Here is a 20,101-nt window from a genome sequence, read left to right on the forward strand (position 1 = left end):
GCCCCAGGCCCCGCCAGAAGCTTTCGACGTTGACGGCGATTAATGTCTTCATTAGCATAATAGGGGTCTCTTAACGCCCGATAAGTCCTTGACTCATAAACATGCGCTCCTTATAGTGTCGAGTCTAATGCGCCTGTAGCTCAGCTGGATAGAGTACTTGGCTACGAACCAGGCGGTCAGAGGTTCGAATCCTCTCAGGCGCACCAATTTTGTTGTTCTAGAACAATGACTTAAGAATGTTGAGAATCCAGCCAAGAAGCGATTTTTGGTCATGGTGTAAAAAAGTGGTGTAAAAACTGCCGATTTACCACCAACAATCTATATTTCTTCTCCGTCCGCGGGTTCTACCACTCGGCCTTTTCGGTCGTATACCCTGTGCATTTTCTCCGATCGATGCCCTGCATCTTGCTTCTTTTGATCCGTATAACCTTTGGCTTTTAGGTCGTGGAAAGTGAATGGCAGGATTCCGTTGTCCTTCGCCTTGTTGATTACTCGACGCCAGGCAGAGTCATACCCGTTTTTTGGGATCATTAGGCCTTTTTTATCGTGGAGTAGGTATGCGCCCGCAATTGGAGTGGGGGCCTCGCTGTTCCAGTCCAAGGAAGAATTGACGGCAGCTCGAAGTCGCGGCGTCCAGGCCGTGATCTCCCCATCTGAGCCTTTACTGCGAAAGACTCGTAGACCTTGCTTTCCGATATGTTTGACCTGAATGGATCTGACTTCACTGGATCGTAGCCGACAGAGATAGGCAAGTTCCATCATGATGGGTATATAGCTTCCTACGGACGCACACGCCATAGTGTCATAATATTCTGTGTCGGTGACATAACGGTCCCGGGGTTCCTCTTTATTCAATTTTACTTTAGCACAAGGATTGATTGTGATCTCAACCCATCGTTCCATACCCCAATTCCATGCTGCCTTGAGGTACTGAATATGCCGATTGACTGCAATGGGGGCGTGTTTGGTGTTCCTATCTGTATAGTGATCGAGATACTTTCTAATCGTTGGTTTAGTGATACCGGCTAGTTTGAAATCACCAAAAGACTTAGTACTTTTGGTCGGAAGAGCGCAAATGCGCGATCGGTAGCCTTCATAGTCACTTTGGGTCCGAGGGGCCATTTCTTTAAACTGCCGGCTGGAGTGATATTCGCCCAGTAGCCAGCGCAGGGTGAATTTTGGGTCATCGCCTGACGCCTGCTCATATACCTTCCAGATATGGCTACGAGGCGCGCTCGTCGGCCCTAATGTGACAAAGGTACCCCATCGAATCTTCCCTTGTGCGTGGCCAAGATATTGCCTGTAAACAATTTTATTCCGACGAATATAACAGTACGGGGGTAAATCTGATGTTGCGCGGCTCCGTGTTCTTCCCATCTAAAAATCCGCTGAGCTGCAGAAGCGTAAAGGCGATGAAGGACTTCTCAAGGCGTTGTCAGGCCCGTTGCGTATGGACAAGTTCGCACCGTATTTAGCGAAGGAATGCGCTGCAGAGGAGCGTGACATAATCCTCATTTCGGGTATTGGGTCTGTCTGGCCGCTGTTACGGGCACATAACCTGCTCAATGGTCTGCATTCTCTTTTGGGCCACAAACCCGTTGTACTGTTCTACCCTGGTGAATATACCGGTCAGTCGATGAGCCTGTTTGGAAAAATTTCTAGCAGCAACTACTACCGAGCATTCAAGCTTGTACCCTAAAACAAAAGGTTGATGTAATTCATGAGCATTAAGAGCCTGTTTTTCAAACCATTAGATCGATCTATCAACGGTGTGGTCAAGGCCGACCAAGACGACGACGATACGGTATTTCAAGAGTTGGACGAATACGTTGTAACCAATGAGCTGGAGAAGCACTTTAGAGCATTCTTTGAGTCCTATAGCACTGATCTAAGCGACCCGTCTATCGCCAATTGTGTGGGCGTGTGGGTGTCAGGGTTTTTTGGCGTCCCTGCTGATGAAACTCCGTCCCGGCGAAAAGAGGCAGTGTGGCAGGTGGCGCCCTGGCTGGCGGTACCAGAAGGGGCCGGGCAGGGGCTTCCTTTTCCGTCTCGCGAAAATGGGCCAGGATCCGGTCGATGACGTCCTGGTCCTCAATACAAGCGATGACTCTGACAGATCCGCCGCAGCGGCTGCAGACTTCAATGTCGATATTGAATACTCGCTTGAGTCGCTGGGCCCAAGTCATAGCCGCATGACGCTGGATCGATGAGACGACGTCACTATCGACAGGGCGCATTGCACCTTTGCCTCGTTTTGCCGGAGTGACCAGTCCGCGCCAGCGATGGTTCGGCGCGAGGACGCCATGATAACGGCAAAGGTTTAGGGATTTCCCTATAGTAAGGGTGCACTTTTCAGAGTATGGTCGTTTAGAAAAATGTAGCAGCGTCGCTGAGGGGAAAACTAGTCAAAAAAAGTTCACATATTGTGAGGGCATGCGCCGCTGTTGTATTTTCGGCATTGCTTGCAAGCGGTTGCTCTATGTTCGAACCGTCAACCTATGAAAATAATAGTACGAAGGACGGCAACGCCGTCACTGCGACGGGTAAAGCCGCGGAAGGGGCGGCAAATGCTAATACCTCTCACAACTGCCCCTCGTGTGCGCCTAATGGAAGCGCCGGGGGTTCCGTTTCAACATCGAATCAACCAAGGACGCGCACGCAAGAATCTACCGATAGGATCGTTAACAGCGCTGGCGATACATTGAGTAGTGAAATATCACGAGGTGTGAACCAGGCAATTAGGGACGTGTTTGATTAGTAGCATGGCAAAATGAATATCAGTAAGTTGATCGAGGGTGAAGTCTTATCATGAAAGTGACAACAACCACAGAGTGTGGCGTTCATCCTCTGAAAGTAACGAAACAATAATGAAGCGTGCCAACGCCCAGAAGCGCCGGTGAAGTTCGGATCGTTGCACCTCGCCCATCAACAGGGTGAATGGTTACAGTTTAGTTAGTGTAAAGCGAACACCAAAAAAAGCTAATACAGGAGAAAGGCGTAATGTCGATTAACTTGGTTCAAACTCTGAAATTTACAGAAAAAAATAAATCGAAAAGAATCTTGTTAGGGCAAAGCAGCGGTGACTTGAATCATAAATATGTGTTCTCTATGTTTGTGACCACTTTAATTCTACTTACGTTCGGTGCGTTTTTTATTGTACTTCTTCTCGTGAAAAAGAAACAGTTTCATCCGGATATCTACATATCGGGAACTGACAACCCCATAGATGGCTCCAAAGCAAAAGAATTGCTTCAACACGCTGGTTACAGCCTCGATGCATCAGATGATCCCTTTTTACTTATAAACCTAAATTCCAACGATTTTATTTTGTTTACCCAGAACAGCATTTTTTACGAACTAAAGAAATCCAACAAGTTTGTTGAGCTCAATAATACGGTGGGAAAGTTACCGATTACCGCTGCACGAGACATCAAAACAAAACGAAATATAATGAATGGTGGCGTGTCCATCTCGATGAATGAGGAGGATATTGGTGCGCTTGAATACGGAGCGGACCGCAGAGTTACCGGCATATTGGAAGAGTTATCCAAAGATGTTCGAACTAGTTTGGACTAACATCTGGGGCGCTTATTTGTTGTGCTCTTTTCTCTTGGTTAACCTTATTCCTTTTAGGGAATGGCTTCCCCGCGGTATTCACTGGCACAGCAGTTATTTTTTGGATTTTTGGCGTTTATCTTATGCCTTCTATTTTGGCATATGACCTTACTTCTTACTACCAAGAGTCATACTCGGCGCCACACATCAAGAATCCAAATGCTTCCGTAATTTTATTGCTAAATTTAACGCTAGGTTAGACTTTGTTAGTTTGGGTGTTATGTCTGTTTTTATCTGTAAAACCGGGAAAGGTAAAATATACCAAAGTTGAATATAAACAGGGCGGTTAACTGTCTTTCACATATAGCGACGCGGATCTCAACGACACAGACGGTGATGAATATCTTAACGGACTTTCCCAGTGACTCCATAGCGCAACGAGAGAGTGAAGTCCTATATGACCTTGAGTGGTTCCATCGATACTCATATCGTTCGCTCTCCTTGATGAGGCTATTTTTACAGTAGACTTTTTATTTGTCCTGCACATGGGAACACGGTAGTATATTTTTGAATAGTCACCTAATATGCCTCGCTACTCAGGTTCCGTGCAAGGTTCCGAAAATTCGCAACTTTGCGTCTTGTGTACCCACCCGGAGAAAATTATGGCCGCTATAGACCTCCTAAAGTGGGCTGCGACCGACGATGTATATGCGTGGAAGTACCCCTCGGAGGGGCTTTCTAGTTTCACGCAGCTAATCGTTTCGGAATCGCAAGAGGCTGTTTTTATCGCGGAAGGCCAGTTCGAGGGCCCGTTTGGTCCTGGCAGACACACTCTGAGTTCTAAGAACCTCCCTGTTCTCGAGAAGTTGTTCAAGGCCCCCTTTGGAGGGAAAACCCCGTTCACGGCGGAAGTCTGGTTCGTGAACAGATCTATTCCCTTGGATGTCAAGTGGGGGACAGCCACTCCGATCCAGCTTCTTGATCCAAAGTTCAATATCATGCTTCCCGTTCGCGCTTTCGGCCAATATGGGGTCCGAGTCGACCACTCAATCAAGTTCCTGAAAAAGTTGGTCGGGACAACGTCTCAATTCGACCGGAGTACATTAACAAGCTATTTTCGCGGCGAAATCCTTCGGCAGGTCAAGGATCTGATCGCGACTGAAATCGTCGACAAACAGATTTCGATTCTGCATATATCTTCGAACCTGAACGAGATCTCGAACGCGCTTCGAGAAGCGATGAAGCCGAAGCTCGAAGAATACGGGCTGGCGCTGATCGAATTCAACGTGAACTCGATCAACACTCCCGAAGATGACCCAGCTGTCATGCAACTCAAAGGCGCGCTGTCGAGACGAGCCGAACTGGACATACTCGGCACTACCTATCAACAGGAGCGCTCTTTCGACACCCTGAATGCGGCGGCCGAGAATACGGGCGGGGAAGGGGGGAGCGGACTGATGGGAGCCGGGATCGGGCTCGGCGTGGGTCTTGGGGTGGGAGGCCCCATGGGCAGTGCCATGGGTAACTTATCGGGGCACCTCAATACAGAAGGAGGCCTGAATTGCGACTCCTGTAACAAGACAAGTCCACCCGGATCAAAGTTCTGCAATGGCTGCGGAGGGGGCTTTGCACCAGCATCGGGCGCAGCGAATCCCGAAACTCAGCCTGCCAAGGCCATCGAGTGCGATAAGTGTTCGATGTCCTCTCCTCCCGGATCGAAATTCTGTGCCGTCTGCGGCGATCCCTTTATCCTCTGCCCTACTTGCGGCACCGACAATCCCGACGGGAGTTCGAACTGCAGAAACTGTGCCGAACCCATGCCGCGGGTATGCCCTGGATGCGATCAACAAGTGGCCGGCGACACGAAATTCTGCCCCAAATGTGGTCATAAGCACATGGAAACCTGCGGCAACTGCAGCGCTGAGCAGCCTATTGGGACGCGCTTCTGCGCTGAGTGTGGAACCCCGATCTCGGCAGGCGAAGACTCTTCACCTCAAGGAGATTCCGATGACTGACACAGGCCGGAGAGCCACGCTGATCTACGTGGCGATCCTAGTAGCCACGGTGGCCACGACATTAGCCTTGGCCTTTCTACTCATCCCGGAGTCGGCCCGGGGAGAGCGCTTCAATCTTGCGCTTGGGTTCATTATTTTCGGTGAAATTCTGGCGTCGTCATACGTCATTTGGATCGAGAACAGGGAAGACCCCGGAAACCGAGGACTCGCATATAACCTCGGAATAAGCTATGTAGTCATCACCTATTGTGCCGGAGTCTTGGCGCTCGCAGGCATTTCTGCCACGGAAATCTCCTTTGGCTGGCTCCTGGCACTCTACGTGGTTTGGAACTTCCTGCTTTTTGTCACCTTCTTGGTCGTCGCCCGGGGCGCCGGGTTCGTTGCCGAAATCGACACGCGGCGGTCCGATCGGCAAGAGTTCATGATCGCCCTCCGCCAGGAGTTTTCCGCAGTGCGCGATCTGGCGAATTCTTCGTCGGATGAGACTCTACTAGAAACAGTTTCGATCTTTGACTCGGTTGAAGAAGAACTCACCTACGCGACGACGGAGTCTCTGCCCGGAGTAGGCGCGCTGGATTCTCAGTTGCAGACGGGTCTTCAGTCAATTCGGGAGTCGCTGGAGGGTGGCCGCGAAGCTGCTACCTCGAGCGATACGCCCGCACGTACCCCTGTTGGAGCTGGGCAGGAGGGCTCCGGGGAAGAAGAGGCCTCGGCGCCAGGATCTTCGGTTGTCGCGGCCCGAGTCTCAAAGGAACTCGAAGAGATGAAGCGAGTCATCAAGAGACGGCAGGAACAGTTGAAACAACTGCGATGAGCCTCCGCGTTAATCCATCCTCTGTATTTTCACACCATGGTTTGCGCCCTTTGCCAACAGACTGGCCTGGAACTCAGCCCTCGAGCATGAAATTCTGCATCCGCACTTCAGGCCGCGTCTGTGCTCTGATCTTGTGCGGGATCTCGTCGGTTGAGGCCGCTTTGGCGCAGTCGGGCGACGAGGGGGCGAGTGGCAATCTTTTGCCTGCGATGATTATGATTTATTCGCTCTTTGTGGTTCCCTTCATCGCGCGTGCAAAGAAGAGAAGTGTGTTGGGCTGGACGATATCTTCCCTGTTTTTGTTGGGTATCCCAGGGTTTATCCTACTATTCTTGTCTGCGGTCAAACCGACCACCACAGTCAAGGGCGATCTGCGCCAGGTCCATGTGGCATCGAAGAACGTGCAGAAAATCGAGAAGGCAATCGCTGCAGAGAAAAAGAGCAAATTGACTTGGGCGGTTTTATTGGGGTTCTTCGGGTTCCTTACCTTCGGGATCACCTTTATTATTTTAATCCCTGTTGTTATGTCAAAGAATAAAAAGATAAAAGGTCTTGAAGCAGATCTCGAGTCAGCGGAACGACTGATGATGACATTGTACACCAGCGACGCTCCGCCGGCTCCTAAGGCGACATCCACTCCCCGCCCACTTGAACCGCATCTCGAACCGGCGCCCAAATTCGGGACGAGGACTTGTGTGTTCCAGTGTAAAAGCTGCGGGGCCAACAATTCAACCTCCCTCAGAACGAAGACTGAGGCTGCCGGCCGCAACCGCGGAGAAACTATCGATCTGGATAGAGTAACTTCGTGTGAATATTGCGGGACGAGTCACCAACCTGCCTAGGGCCGCGACGCTGGCGCTGCTGAAGAAGAGTAGACTGAGATTGATGTTGTTCTCACTGCGGCTGGAGAGAAGCAAGTAAACGTTATCAAGGTCCTTCGTGCGATTAGCCGGCCTGGGTTTGAAGGACGCCAAGCTGGCCATTGGGAAGCGGGAAGCCCTCATGAGCACCCTACGATGAGCGATACGGTTTACCTAAAAATTCTTAAAGGGAACACTAAAGCCAATGAGACTATGTGAGTTCTGTGGTGGATCGGTCGACGATACAACCAACCAATGCCCTGCTTGCGGTGCCCCGCAGTCAATACGACCTGTAACCGCCGCTACCGCGCAACCAACTGTGCCGGTAGCGCCGACTCCCGCTGCTACCGGGCAACCAACGGCACCAATAACGCCTAGTGCCGCTTCGCTTAAAAAGGTGGGTGCGCTCTGGTTGGTGTGGTTGTTCATCCCTTGGCTCAGCGGAGTCGGCCTGATCTGGATCGGAGCAAAGGCGGAGAAAAAGGCATGGATAGTGGAGGGCGTGATCTACAGCCTGCCGTTCTTGGCGTTCATGGTTATGGACACCGAATCACAATTGGCCGCAGATTCTGATGGCGTCGTTTTGTGGGCGATCATCGCCTGGGTCGTGAGCCTCGTCCGCGGGTTCAAACTCAAGCAACAATACGAGGACGCGGTGCGAGCCCTCCGATAGCCACTGTCACAAGCAAAATAATACGTAGTGTTTTAACATGCGGTGGCACCCCAAAAACCTATTTTAGTATCAAACGATCGCATATTGTGTGCACCACTACTATACGCTGCTCGAGCTGGGTGCTCTGATACTGAAGCCGATCGAGGTCTATCGTGTTAGCAGAAGCAAAAAGCTGAGATACTCGCCTAAGCGCTGCTCGTAAGACCTGCAAGATCTCCGATACGTCTTTTGGAAAACGCAGAATATACGTATGTCTTCTATTGTGTAATACATGTTCAAAAGTAGGGATTTCCCCCTTTTAAATATTCAGAGCATGATGTAATGTCAATAGACTACTGCTTCAAAGAGTGACCATAAATGTCCTTGGTAGCTTGGTCACTCAAAAAGTTAATAAAAAAGGGTAGTACTCTGATGGCTAGCTTAGTAAATATGGTTAATGAAACGACGGGTGAGACCCAAAAGGCTTACACTGGTTTTTCTTGGACTGCACTTTTTTTCGGCTTTTTTGTGCCAATGTTCAGATCTGATTGGGGCTCAGGATTCTTGTGGCTTGTAATTTTTTTGGGCTTTGCTATCGCCGTCCTAGCGACGGACCCCAACGGTATTGGCGGGTCCTTGGGCCTCGGTCTCATCATGGGATTTATCTATAATAAACGGCATTATGCAAGACTGGTTGCTAAAGGCTTTGCTCCAGCTGCTGGATAACACTAGATCGGCAACCGGCTAATAGGCTGAGTATAAAATGTGATCGATCGTTGCTCCGATATAAGGGTCAAAGAAGGCTAAAGCAGTTGATGTAACCTCCGCGGGGGAGACCAAAGCTGCTCAAATATAACAACGCCGCTGGATGCTTCGGATGCTCCCCGATAAAGATCATGGCGCGTCTGGATGTGGCGTTAACCCTAATGCTTAGCCTTCACAATTGCTGGAATCTGATGTGCCGAAGCCTCGCCACAGAGGCAGCACGCCAATTACAGCAGGAGACAATCTGTTCATGGTGAAGCATATAGCTCGTCTTATGCTAAAGATGAAAAGTTGGTTCTTTATTGTCGTGGCAGGACTTTTTCTTGCCGTCTACATCGCACCAGTTTATTTTTCAGATTCAGGGACGTTTACTAGTTACCAGATCTACGATGTGGTGACAAAAGTAGAGCATCAACTGGACGCATTTCAAGATAAAAATGATGAAGACAGGAAGGTATTTGTCATCGATATTGACGAGTCTAGTCTTGCAGCATTGGCCTCCGAATATGGTCGTTGGCCCTGGTCTAGATCAGTAATGGCTGAATTTATCGAATATCTTTCTATTGCTGAGCCTGCAGCAATTGGCATAGATGTCATTTACAGCGACCCGGATCTGAACGACATCGACGGTGATGAATATCTCAACGAAGTCGTCACATCACTGAGCAGCGTGTACTTGTCAGCTTTGAGATTGCCACAACATAACGACAAGTTGTCAGCAATCAGAACCACTTTACTGCCAAACATTGATGCAAAAGAAAATATCAATGAAGATAGTACGGTTGCTATGTTGTTACCGTTTCTGTCTGGAGCGCTTGAATCGCAGCGTTTCGGGCTAACCAACTTTGCCCATTTGCTGACTGACGACGGTATTGTTAGGCATTATCCTGTCGCTATGGATCTGAATGGCTACCGCATTCCCAGCTTGGCTTCACAGTTAGCTAGGGCAACCGGTGTTCAGCTTCCCCGCGAGAACCAAATTTTATTGAACTATCTTTCTGCGAATGAAAACGTTGACGTGCTGAGCTTTAATGCCACCTTCACCCGCCTTAAAGCTGAAGATGAGGCCCTGCTAAAAAAACTCAATCAGGCAGTGGTGATTATTGGTTCGTCAGCACCTGGCCTTTTTGATATTAAAACCACCCCGATTTCGAATGAAACTCCGGGCGTCATAATTCTTGCTTCTGCGGTAGAAAATTTAATTAACAACAATTGGTACCAAGAACTGAACTCTCTCCCGGGACTGTTCTTTTTAATACTGATGTTGTTATTTGGGTTGATTCGATTTATCAAGGGGTCCAGCGTCGAATCAGCTGACGCAATCTTTATAGCTATGGACGGACTCGCTCTAGCCCTGGCAGCCATAATGCTTGTTGCCTCTAAAAACTTTGCAGATATTTCTTTTGCAAGTCATTTTGCACTGGCATTCTACATCGTATGTCGGGTTTTTCAGGTGATATATAACCAACAATTAAGACAAGGCCGGTTACTTATCGGTCACAAAGGACACGCTAAGTTAGATCTTGTCTGCGGTAGTTATCATTTTGAAACTGCACCTGGAAATTCCCATAAACTTAAGACTGCTCTTTATAAAAAGAGCCCATTCATCGCTGTGTCATCCTCTATATTCGATACAGACGTTGGGCTTTTAGCTGAGTATGCGTCGCAAGGGGGGTTGTTTTACTCAATTGTGCCTGAAGGCGAGGGGGCGAAGGTGCAACAAGATATAGAGAGCGCTATCCAGAAATTTTCAATAGGAGAAAATAAGGTAATGTCCACCGTAGATCTTTTAACTTTACAAGAAAACAGTCTGTCTTCTTTAAGAGAGGTTCTGTCCGAAAAATTACCGCGACTGTTGCATTTAGCTAACGCAGGAAAATAACTAAAAAAAGGAAATAACATGAGTCTATTAATGCAAGGAGTTCTTCTGGCCTCGTTGGCGGTAGTATTGGCCGCGAGCGCTCACGCTGAATTTACAATGAAGGAAACCAGTCTTATGTCAAAGGCATCAAAAAAATCTGACATAATTGAGACGCTTTCCGCGGGCGAGGAGATCACCATACTCGGAAAAAAAGGGTTATGGTTGGAGGTCAGTACTGCTGATAAAACCGGTTGGTTACGCAGACTAAATGTTAGCAGTACAAAACCTGTAAAAAAAGATGCTGAAGGCGCTGCTGGTGCTTTGACATCTGCTGTCTCGATCGGGTCAGGTCGGGCGGGGAGCGGCAATGTCGTGAGCTCAACCGGTGTGCGCGGTCTCGACAAAGACTCTCTGGCGGAAGCTGAGTTCGACGAGGAAGAGTTCAACGAGTATGTTCAACTCGCTGTCTCAGCGAAAGAAGCCGAAGAATTCGCTATCGAAGGGGGACTCAAGTAATGAAGATGAAATTTAAGTTTGCGGCATTAGCCGTCGTAGCGAGTGTATCAAGCGTATCTATGGCCTTTAACTTTGACATTAATACCGGCGTAAACATGCTGAAAAAGGTAGCAGAGAATAAGGCGCTTATTACGGGATACACATATGATGAGGAACGCCAAATAGGCAGGCACTTATCTGGCAGCATTCTAGGAGCCTCTAAATTAGTTGATAACGCTGACCTCCAAAACTATGTCAATAAAGTGGGCCTTTGGGTTGCATCCCAATCAGACCGACCAGATATTGACTGGGTTTTTGGTGTCATTGACAGTGAAAGTATCAACGCATTTGCCGCGCCCGGTGGGTATGTCTTGATTACAGTGGGGCTTTACAACGAGCTTCAGACGGAAGCGCAATTGGCGGCGGTACTAGGTCATGAGATTGCACATATAACCGAGAACCATCATTTGAACTTGATACGAAAATCGATGTTGGTTAGTGAAGGTGGCGAATTAGCGAAGGACGCCGCCAAAGGAAGCGGCGGTATAGCGGAAGGTGTAATTCAAAACGCTCTCGGTTCTGGTGCTGAAATGATGGCTCGCGGTCTAGATAAGGACTCAGAATATACGGCTGATAACATTGGCATGGGGTTTGCTGAAAAGGCGGGTTACACTCCAATCGGTATGGCAGAAGTTGCAATGACGCTCGCAAACAAGCCATTAGACGACTCGGGAATGACTCTCCTCTTTTCAACACATCCAAGCCCTCAAGACCGACTTGAGAGCCTCGATATTGCTATGGAAACGGATGATATTCTCGACTCACTCGATAATCCAGACCTAGCGTCACGTTTTTCCGAACACGCTGTAGTGGCCGAGTAAATTTAGAAAAATTTTAGTGGGGCAGTTTAGAGATCTCCTCTGAGGAGCCTGCAGTTAAAGCGCCGGGCTCTGTTTGCACTGCAATATCCGTATCTTTGTAGGCGGGATGGGCAGTTTAAAGGCGCATGCAACGCACATGGAAATCGTAATGGCGTCATCGCCACTGCGATATATCTAAATTAGGATGGAGATATTATAGTGGAAAAAACAGTACGTTTTGGCAACGTGGGCGAATCTATCGGTGCAGGCTGCGTACTTGCAGTAATGTTTGGTTTCTGTGCTTGGTTGGCGTTTTATTTATTATCATCTTCAGATGGCTGGGGTTTTTGGAGTGTGATGGCGACAATAGGAGCGGTTATTTTTGGTGCAATGCTCTATTTTTTTCCCACTTTGGTAGCGTTTGATGTTTCTGGTAGAATCGAAGAAGTTAAAGAAATAAGGGACTGTTACCCAGAAGTTGGAATATATAAAGAAATTACAGTCTCACATCAGTATTTTTGGATTATCTTTATAGGAAATCTTTTTTTTGGTGCTACAGGGGTTGTATGGCTCGTACTGTTTTTTTGGGCGCATGCTCCAGGAACGGTAATCATCCCAGATGTGATCGTGACTAAGATCAAAGAAAAAAATCAACCCGATAAAGAATTAAAACCAGAGTCTGATCTCGAATCAAAACCAGAAGCAGAGCCAGAAATAGAACCTGCTCTCGAATTTGGGACGAGGACTTATGCGTTCCAGTGTGAAGGCTGCGGGGCCAAGGATTCAGTTTCAATCAAGACGAAGACTGCGACTGCCGGCCCTGCTGGCGTAACCCGGGGAGAAACCATCGATGTGGATAGCGCGACTTCGTGTCAGTATTGCGGGACGAGTCACTACCTCTGAGTATTCGAGACGGGGCCCTGCTTGTCATCGGATTTCCAAGAGTGAGTGCCCGCACTGTGAATTTAGGTGACTACGTTAGTAGGGGTCTTTACCCTTACCGAGGGCCAATTTTACATGATGAGCAACAACTGGGAGTAAAGCGGTGAGTAAGAAAATTGAGTGTGAAAAGTGTGATGGACAAATGAAAAAGTCTAGCTACAAGCAGGATGAGGGCGACGTGCAAGGCATTTTTACCTTGTTTGGGAGTGTGATGAGTTTCGGTATCGGGTCGGTACTTGCTTTGATTGCATACGCCGGGGTTACCAAATTGAACGATCCCAACTACGCACCAGGTGCTGCGAATGGTGTGAGATTTTTTGATTACACTCCTGAGGGGGTAGCAATCACTGCTTCTGTTGCACTATTCTTTTTCTACGTGACATTTTCCAGCAACAAGAAAGAAGTTGCTATACAAAAGTGTCAAGACTGTGGACACTTTTACGAGATTAAGTAGGGAAAATGAACAGATACCATCACCGGAGGACCAAACAAACCAAAGAGACAGAAAGTATAGGACAAATAAACGGCCTGTTGAGATTAAATTTCTTGACTGATTGGACTTCCCAGACTTTGTTAGACACTTTCTAGCCGAGAAAAATAGTCTTTTTCAAACTGCACTGGAGAAACGCCTCCCGTGTGACTGTGTCGCTTCACCGGATTGTAAAACATCTCGATAAAATTAAATATCTCTGTCTTCGCATCATCGCGCGTTGAGTATATCTTACGTTGCGTCACTCGTTTTTTAAAAGTCGCAAAGAAGCTCTCATCTACGGCGTTGTCATGACAATTTCCACGGCGACTCATAGAGGGCTCCAGATTGTTTGAGGCTAAAAACGAGAGATAGTCAGCACTTCCGTATTGGCTTCCTTGGTCGCTATGAACTAATACGCCCCCCTTGGGTTGTCTCTGCCACACTGCCATCATCGACGCTCGAATGACTAAGTGCCGATCAATATTTTTATCCATCGACCAACCAATAATGCGACGGGAGAATAAATCGAGTACGGTTGCAACGTACAAAAAACCTTCGTGTGTGCGGACGTAAGTAATGTCACTCACCCACGCCTGATTCGGCATACCTGGACTAAACTCTCTGTTTAGAACGTTATCAGCAATACTGCCCAACTTACCGCCTTTGATGTAACGGCGTTTATAGCCTATTTGCGCTTTGAGCTTGTTTTCTCCCATGATTCGGGCAACGCGGTGAACACTGCACGCTTCACCGCCATCAAGAAGATCTCGATGAATCCAAGGGCTACCGTAGGTACCACCGCTGGCAATGTAGAATTCCTTGATCCGCTTTAGCAATCGCTGATCTTCAACAGCGTGATTGGATAATGGTTTATCCAGCCACGCATAAAAGCCGCTGCGATGTATTCTAAAAATACGACACATGGCTTGAATAGAAAATTCAGGACGATGATCACGAATGAATGCGTACTTTACTCGTGGTCTCTGGCAAAGTACGCGGCGGCCTTTTTTAGGATATCGCGCTCCTCAGTCATTCGCCGCAAGTCAGCCTTGAGTCGCGCGTTCTCAGTTTCGAGATCCGCCTTGCCGGCCTGGCCGGGGTTGGCTTTGCCGTACTTCTTGATCCAGGCATAAAGGCTGTGAGTGGTCGTGCCGAGTCTTTGCGCAACATCAGCTACAGAATAGCCTCGCTCAGAGACCTGTTTAACCGCTTCTTGCTTGAACTCGTCTGTGTATCGCTTGCCTCTCATAAACACCTCTCATAGAGTTAGATTCTAACGCTATTAGGTGTCTAGTAAACTCTGGGAAGTTCACTTCGCGATGGTCTGGCTGATAGATTGCTTACTTACTTGCTCTACGGCTGAGTGGGCACGGGTTCAGCCCGCTCCGGAGCGGCTACTTTTTCTGTATTTGCCTTACGAATACTGTCTCTTATGGCGTGCCTCCACTCACGCCGTCGCTGAGCACCCAAATTTTGCGTCGTCATAAACTCTGCTAGTGCTTTTGGCTCGGCCCTGCTGTTAAAAGCATTCAGTGCTGGATCTTGTGTCTCTCGCATCCATGTCGCCATCAAAAATCTTAGGTCGGTAAGTTCTTTTTGATATTTGGGGTCGGCGATAAGGTTAACGAGGCAGTCTGGATCCGCTTGTACATCATACAACTCCTCTACCACGCGGTATGTTAGGAGCTCTAATCTGCTGGCAATCTTTTCATCTTTCTCTGCCAGCTCCACCATGCGCTTGTAGGTGTTCATGTGCATGGTGGCTGAAGCCATGCGGCGTTTCCCATTGGACTAGGGATTAAAGATATAAAGAAAGCGTTTAGTTTCAATTGCTCGCATCGGGGTGCGCTCGCCAGACGAGTTTTCAGCATATTCCTTGAATATTCTGTCCCACCCATCTTGAGATTCCCCACGCATCAGCGGTAGCAAGGAACGCCCTTGAATACCCTTGGGGATTTGGGCGCCAACCGAATCCAGTAGTGTAGGCAGAATATCGATGGCTGACACCATATGAACATCGTCAACCGTATTTTCCTGGACAATGCCGGGCCACCGAAAAATGAGAGGCGTGAGCGTACTGTGGTGATAAAGCTGAGTTTTTACAAAGGGAAAGGGCATTCCGTGATCTGAAAGAAACATAACCAGTGTATTGTCGGCTTCGCCGGACGCCTGCAGTGCTGCCAAGATCTCGCCCACCGCATCATCGGCACGTCTTACCGTTGAGTAGTAATGAGCGAGCTCTTGGCGGACAATCGGATCATCAACCAGATAGGGTGGCACGTATACCTCATCGGGTGTAAAAATTCGTGAAGGGACGAATGGATCTTCCACCGGCTCGCCCCTTCTGTTTAGACCATAGAATGGCAAGTGTGGGTCGCTCACATTGATTAGCAACGAAAAGGGTTTTCCCGCTAATTTTGCCGCCGCAATTCCCCGTGCGGTGGAAACACCAAATGAGATAGGGTCTTTCCGATGCAGTAGATCGCCAGTTGGCAGACTATCCAAGACTAAATCCCATGGATAAGGAGAATAGGGCGTAGAACCGGGGACTTTATGGCGAATCGCGGTGAAGTAACCTGCCTCTTGCATTAAGTCTGACAGTGTCAGATATCCTGGGTTCGCTACCTGATAGAAACCTTCAACTTTGTTGGAATGAGGGTACCGCCCGGACCACATGACATTGCGTGATGGCGTGCAGTTTGCGACCTGCACGTGTGCTTTTTCAAATCGGATGCCCTGGCTTGCCAGCTGATCAATATTGGGTGTTGTGCCGGGTACAACCGCGCCGAATGCACCCACCGAGTCAGCATTCATATCATCAACGATGATCAACAAGAGATTTGGCTTAGCTACGCCCGCCGGACTGAAATATGCGCACACCAGTGCGACCAGAAGCGCTGAGATAAGTCGATGCCGTTCTCTCAAGGGTGCGGATAGTATGTCGGCAATTGACTTCACGCAGGCTTGCAAATCATATAGTGCTGAACAGATTTTTCGGGATCGTTGAGTGATTCAACTTCCCAGCCAGTGTCTTGGACCAAGCGCAAGGCATTTTCTCTGGAATACACGGCACGCAACAGAGGCTTTCCTGGCACCCAATCGACGAAGTCAGCAGGCGGAGTAAGAGCAGCATCTTTCTCCAGCATTGCGGCCTCGATATAAGGACGCATGCTATCAACAAAACCATGCCCTCCGTCGGTTAGCTCATTGACAAACAAACTAAAAAAAATTCTTCCCTCGGGTCTTATGTAGCGTCGAAGCACCTGCAGCATGCTTACATAGTCGTGCGGGGCCAGGTGGGTGAAGACCGAGAATAAGCAAATTAAATCAAAGCCTTCTTCTTGAGCTGGTAGTCGGGTGTTGGCCGATAACGGTTTCCCCTCCGGGTTGTACATTTCATTGTGTGTATCAGAGGGAAAAAAAGTAAAACGATCATCGGTCACATTGACCTTAAGGAATTCAATAAGCGGTGTGTGGACATCTATGCCCACGTAGCTCCTTACTGGTAACTCCCTGTCGAGTATTGCCTGCACCAGCTTTGTACCACAACCCATATCCAGGACGTCGGTCTCGGCCAGGGTAGCTTTGCCCAGATTGCGACACATGAGTTGTATCAAGTCATAACCAGATTCTACGGACTCGACTTCGTTGTCCGCCTTGCCTCCGCGTCGAAACTCTCGCGGAACACTTAATCTTAAATTGGACATTAAATATGCTCCGGTAAGTTTTTTATAATGTCTAGAAAATATTTAATGTGCGAGCTAAGCAATATATTACCCCATTACCGCCTGCATAGCAGCAGATCTGTATTGGCGGCGTCCCACCCTTTTTTCAATAGAGCGATGTACCCTAAGGCAGTTTTTCACGAGGCGTAAGCCCGTAGCGTAGGCCAGGAAAAAACAACCCCACGGGTCTGACGTCAACATATCGCGCATTATCGACGATTGAAGTTGCTGTCTCGCCATTCTGTATTCACACAGCAAACGCATTGTTGTTAGGTTCGATAAAAGTGAAACCTCTACCGCCAGATTAGCCAAATATTCATTGATGACGGTGAGGAGCCTGAGCGTCCCAGAGGTGGGCTCACTACGCGAACCCTTGTCTGTGAACATTTGAATGCAGCTTTCGGAAGGCTGTGATGAAGAAAATTTCCTTGCGGGCAGATTTACCCGACAACGCTAGGCTAGTAGACTAGCCATCTCTCCTTCTCAACGGCTGGAGCTCTAATAATCAATAGGAGAACACTCCATGTATCCAACGCTAATCGAGTATCTTGATCACTGGGCGACCCAGTCCCCTAATGATGTTTGGCTGCGGGAGCCCCACGGTGAGAATTTAACGGAGTGGACCTGGTCGCAGGTGCAAGCCGAGGTCGGTGCCATCGCGGCCTGGCAGGAGAGCTTCTTGGGTGGCCCCGAGATAAATGTGGGCTTGCTATCTCGTAACCGAGCACACTGGTTTATGGCTGACCTTGGCACTATTGCCGCCGGCAATGTGACGATTCCCATGTTTATCACACTGCCGCGCGATACCGCCGAATACGTTATGAGTTTTACTGAAATGAAGCTGCTATTCGTCGGTGAAACTGAAAATTGGGAAGCGGTAAAAACCGTTCTGCCTGAGGGTATTGTCCTTGTGACGTTGCCTGGTGTAACGCTTGACGAGCCACACCTGCGCTGGGAAGACTTGGTGGCTGCGCACGCGGGGCAGAGTTCTTCGTATGAATGTCAGCCCAGTGATCTCGTTTCTATCGTCTTCACCTCGGGCACCACGGGTGTTCCTAAGGGGGTTATGCAAACGCACGCCTCAAATGAGATACCGGTTAACCGTTTCCAAGAGTCTTTTGCCACGCCGCCTCGCGGCCGCTATTTTTCCTATCTGCCTCTGGCACATATTGCCGAGCGGCAGATTGTGGAGTATGCCTCGCTGATTAATGGCGGAGTGGTGTATTTCAACGAGAATATGATGACGCTACTGCGCGATTTACCCGCCTGTCGGCCCCACATCATGTTTGGGCCGCCACGGGTATGGGAGCAATTACAACAGGTGATCATCGGTCATTTCGGCTCACAGCAAGCGGTGACTGATGCACTGGAGCGGGACCCGGAAGGTTCGGGTAAACACATTCGCGACATGCTGGGACTTGACGATGCGCTATACCTGCTCACCGCGGCGGCGCCGACCCCGCCGGCCCTCATTGAATGGTATGGCCAGTTCGGTCTGGATTTGATGGAGGGCTTCGGTCAGACCGAGGCTATGGGTCTTTCGGCCAACACCCACGAGCACCGCAAGGTCGGCTCGATAGGCCAAGTAGTGGGTAATGTGGAAGTGCGTATCAGCGAAGAGGGGGAGTTGCTGGCACGGGCAACAGGGCTTGCCACGGGATATTACAAGGACCCCGAGAAAACGGCCGAAACCTTTCGCGAGGGTTGGATTTATACAGGCGACAAAGCCCGGATTGATGAGGAAGGCTTTATTTTCTTGACCGGCCGGATGAAGGATTATTTCAAAACCATACAGGGTAAGTTTGTCGCACCTACACCGATAGAGAACGAATTTGCCAAGCATCCGCATACGGAACAGCTGTGTCTGCTGGGGCGTGGCTATTCCAAGACTGTCATGGTGTGTGTGCCCAGCGCCCTTGCCCAGCAGGAAGAGCCCGAGCAACTTGTTGCGGCACTGCAAGAGCATGCGCGGGTGGTCAACGAGAGCGTGGACAAGCATGCCCGTATCGGCGCTGTAATAATTTCAGCTGAGGCCTGGTCGATTGATAATGGCATGCTGACGCCGACGCTTAAGATCCGTCGTGAGCAGATCGAACAGAGATTCGGCGAACGAGCTCAGCAACTTGCTCGAGCGGCAGCAGAGCAGGGCGAACTGTTAATTGAATGGCAGTAGGGTGAGTGAGTTGCTCCGCCCTACTCAAACAGCGATGCCCAGTTAATGCCGTTAATGTGTCCGCCGCCATCGACATATAGAGTATTGCCTGTCATGTAGCGTGCGTCCTTGCTGGCGAGGAATAATGCCACGCCGGAGATGTCTTCGTAGGGATCTCCCATATAGCCCATCGGGATCTGCTTATTGACCCGCGCAGCCATTTCCGGTGCAAATTCTTGCATAGAAAGAAAGGCTGCAGTAATAGCGCCAGGACAAATGGCGTTCACGGTAATCCCGTGAGGCGCCCACTCCCTCGCGGCACTGCGAGTGAGGCAGCGTAGGGCTTCTTTGGCGATATTATAGTCTGAGGTTTGCGGGTGTGCATTTACCCCGTTGAGCGAACAGAGATTGATAATGCGTCCAAAGCGCTGCTCTTTCATTGAGTCAAAGGCCGCATTCATGGCCCAGCGGGCGGCGAATAATCCGCCGTCAAGTTGGCGTTGAAACTCTGCGTCGGACTTCTCTTCAAGCGCGGTCAAAGTGCCGAGAGGAACCGCATTGTTGATCAGAACCTGGACCGCGCCGAACTGCTCTATGGCGCCGCTTAGCAGCGCTAAAACCTGTTCCTTTTGGGTGACGTCACAGTGTCGGTAGACCACCTTGGCTCCCTCGGCTTCGAGTGCGACCGTCAAAGCCTCGCCTGCCTCATCGTTAATGTCTGCGGCCACCACCTGATAACCCTCCGTCGCAAACCGCGTTGCGAAAGCCTTTCCTAGTCCATCTGCGGCCCCTGTTATTACCACGACCTTATCCATTACGCTCCCCAAGGATTGTGACAGTGAAATTATCTGAACATTGTGTTTACCGTATCAATATAAACTTAGCGCGGTTGAAAGGGACAGTGTGTGAGGCTAAAAAAACGTATAAACCTCA

General features: G+C 49.2%; 20 protein-coding genes and 1 tRNA gene. 15 read left to right on the plus strand and 6 right to left on the minus strand.

Going from position 1 to position 20,101, the window contains the following annotated elements; translation table 11 throughout:
* Positions 1 to 129: 129 nt before the first annotated feature.
* Positions 130 to 206: transfer RNA gene (locus tag ABXT62_RS04955), tRNA-Arg, on the plus strand.
* Between the two features lie 112 nt (positions 207 to 318).
* Here the strand turns inward: ABXT62_RS04955 and ABXT62_RS04960 are convergent.
* Positions 319 to 903 carry a hypothetical protein gene (locus ABXT62_RS04960; RefSeq protein WP_415357495.1) on the minus strand — a complete coding sequence of 195 codons (585 nt, stop codon included), beginning with the start codon at positions 901 to 903 and terminating at the stop codon, positions 319 to 321.
* 490 nt (positions 904 to 1,393) lie between these two features.
* On the opposite strand from ABXT62_RS04960, the gene ABXT62_RS04965 reads away from it, so the two are divergent.
* The 13 genes from ABXT62_RS04965 to ABXT62_RS05025 all read left to right on the plus strand — a co-directional run bounded on the left by ABXT62_RS04965 (position 1,394) and on the right by ABXT62_RS05025 (position 13,273).
* Positions 1,394 to 1,699, plus strand: coding sequence for a DUF1788 domain-containing protein (locus tag ABXT62_RS04965; protein WP_415358166.1), 306 nt, complete (start codon positions 1,394 to 1,396; stop codon positions 1,697 to 1,699).
* Between the two features lie 21 nt (positions 1,700 to 1,720).
* A complete protein-coding gene (locus ABXT62_RS04970) occupies positions 1,721 to 2,080 on the plus strand; it encodes a hypothetical protein (protein WP_415357496.1) in 360 nt (119 codons plus the stop codon).
* Positions 2,081 to 3,000: 920 nt separating this feature from the next.
* On the plus strand, positions 3,001 to 3,576 hold the full coding sequence (locus ABXT62_RS04975) for a hypothetical protein (RefSeq protein ID WP_415357497.1): 576 nt from the start codon (positions 3,001 to 3,003) through the stop codon (positions 3,574 to 3,576).
* A gap of 641 nt (positions 3,577 to 4,217) precedes the next feature.
* The gene (locus ABXT62_RS04980) at positions 4,218 to 5,570 is read left to right on the plus strand and encodes an SPFH domain-containing protein (RefSeq protein WP_415357498.1); all 1,353 of its coding nucleotides are present in this window, start codon (positions 4,218 to 4,220) and stop codon (positions 5,568 to 5,570) included.
* A complete protein-coding gene (locus tag ABXT62_RS04985; RefSeq protein WP_415357499.1) occupies positions 5,563 to 6,384 on the plus strand; it encodes a hypothetical protein in 822 nt (273 codons plus the stop codon). The genes ABXT62_RS04980 and ABXT62_RS04985 overlap by 8 nt, the downstream gene beginning before the upstream one ends.
* An 86-nt stretch (positions 6,385 to 6,470) precedes the next feature.
* Positions 6,471 to 7,226, plus strand: a complete 756-nt coding sequence (locus ABXT62_RS04990; protein WP_415357500.1) for a hypothetical protein — start codon at positions 6,471 to 6,473, stop codon at positions 7,224 to 7,226.
* A 223-nt stretch (positions 7,227 to 7,449) separates the two neighbouring features.
* Positions 7,450 to 7,917 (plus strand): hypothetical protein, encoded by a 468-nt coding sequence (locus ABXT62_RS04995; RefSeq protein ID WP_415357501.1) that lies wholly within the window; start codon positions 7,450 to 7,452, stop codon positions 7,915 to 7,917.
* 357 nt (positions 7,918 to 8,274) lie between these two features.
* Positions 8,275 to 8,622, plus strand: a complete 348-nt coding sequence (locus ABXT62_RS05000; RefSeq protein WP_415357502.1) for a hypothetical protein — start codon at positions 8,275 to 8,277, stop codon at positions 8,620 to 8,622.
* A gap of 232 nt (positions 8,623 to 8,854) precedes the next feature.
* Positions 8,855 to 10,543 (plus strand): CHASE2 domain-containing protein, encoded by a 1,689-nt coding sequence (locus tag ABXT62_RS05005; protein ID WP_415357503.1) that lies wholly within the window; start codon positions 8,855 to 8,857, stop codon positions 10,541 to 10,543.
* Positions 10,544 to 10,561: 18 nt separating this feature from the next.
* Positions 10,562 to 11,038, plus strand: coding sequence for an SH3 domain-containing protein (locus ABXT62_RS05010; RefSeq protein WP_415357504.1), 477 nt, complete (start codon positions 10,562 to 10,564; stop codon positions 11,036 to 11,038).
* Positions 11,038 to 11,898 (plus strand): M48 family metalloprotease, encoded by an 861-nt coding sequence (locus ABXT62_RS05015; RefSeq protein WP_415357505.1) that lies wholly within the window; start codon positions 11,038 to 11,040, stop codon positions 11,896 to 11,898. Before ABXT62_RS05010 ends, ABXT62_RS05015 begins: the two co-directional genes overlap by 1 nt.
* A 198-nt stretch (positions 11,899 to 12,096) precedes the next feature.
* The gene (locus tag ABXT62_RS05020) at positions 12,097 to 12,780 is read left to right on the plus strand and encodes a superinfection immunity protein (protein WP_415357506.1); all 684 of its coding nucleotides are present in this window, start codon (positions 12,097 to 12,099) and stop codon (positions 12,778 to 12,780) included.
* A gap of 142 nt (positions 12,781 to 12,922) precedes the next feature.
* On the plus strand, positions 12,923 to 13,273 hold the full coding sequence (locus ABXT62_RS05025; protein WP_415357507.1) for a hypothetical protein: 351 nt from the start codon (positions 12,923 to 12,925) through the stop codon (positions 13,271 to 13,273).
* A 119-nt stretch (positions 13,274 to 13,392) separates the two neighbouring features.
* On the opposite strand, the gene ABXT62_RS05030 is transcribed toward ABXT62_RS05025, so the two are convergent.
* The 4 genes from ABXT62_RS05030 to ABXT62_RS05045 all read right to left on the minus strand — a co-directional run bounded on the left by ABXT62_RS05030 (position 13,393) and on the right by ABXT62_RS05045 (position 16,998).
* Positions 13,393 to 14,540, minus strand: a protein-coding gene (locus ABXT62_RS05030) for an IS3 family transposase (RefSeq protein ID WP_415357508.1) whose coding sequence is annotated in 2 segments (ribosomal slippage) — positions 13,393 to 14,297 and positions 14,297 to 14,540 — 1,149 coding nt in all. Because the reading frame shifts where the segments join, the coding sequence is not laid out codon by codon here.
* Positions 14,541 to 14,644: 104 nt separating this feature from the next.
* Entirely contained in the window at positions 14,645 to 15,064 is a 420-nt protein-coding gene (locus ABXT62_RS05035; protein ID WP_415357509.1) for a hypothetical protein, read from the minus strand.
* 18 nt (positions 15,065 to 15,082) lie between these two features.
* On the minus strand, positions 15,083 to 16,249 hold the full coding sequence (locus tag ABXT62_RS05040) for a sulfatase (protein WP_415357510.1): 1,167 nt from the start codon (positions 16,247 to 16,249) through the stop codon (positions 15,083 to 15,085).
* Positions 16,246 to 16,998, minus strand: a complete 753-nt coding sequence (locus tag ABXT62_RS05045; protein WP_415357511.1) for a class I SAM-dependent methyltransferase — start codon at positions 16,996 to 16,998, stop codon at positions 16,246 to 16,248. Before ABXT62_RS05045 ends, ABXT62_RS05040 begins: the two co-directional genes overlap by 4 nt.
* A gap of 541 nt (positions 16,999 to 17,539) precedes the next feature.
* On the opposite strand from ABXT62_RS05045, the gene ABXT62_RS05050 reads away from it, so the two are divergent.
* Positions 17,540 to 19,189, plus strand: coding sequence for an AMP-binding protein (locus tag ABXT62_RS05050; protein ID WP_415357512.1), 1,650 nt, complete (start codon positions 17,540 to 17,542; stop codon positions 19,187 to 19,189).
* A 20-nt stretch (positions 19,190 to 19,209) separates the two neighbouring features.
* Here ABXT62_RS05050 and ABXT62_RS05055 read toward each other — a convergent pair whose 3' ends face one another.
* On the minus strand, positions 19,210 to 19,983 hold the full coding sequence (locus tag ABXT62_RS05055) for an SDR family NAD(P)-dependent oxidoreductase (protein WP_415357513.1): 774 nt from the start codon (positions 19,981 to 19,983) through the stop codon (positions 19,210 to 19,212).
* Positions 19,984 to 20,101 lie beyond the last annotated feature (118 nt).

Source organism: Halioglobus sp. Uisw_031 (assembly GCF_047729875.1).
In the GTDB taxonomy this organism is placed as follows: Bacteria; Pseudomonadota; Gammaproteobacteria; order Pseudomonadales; family Halieaceae; genus Marimicrobium.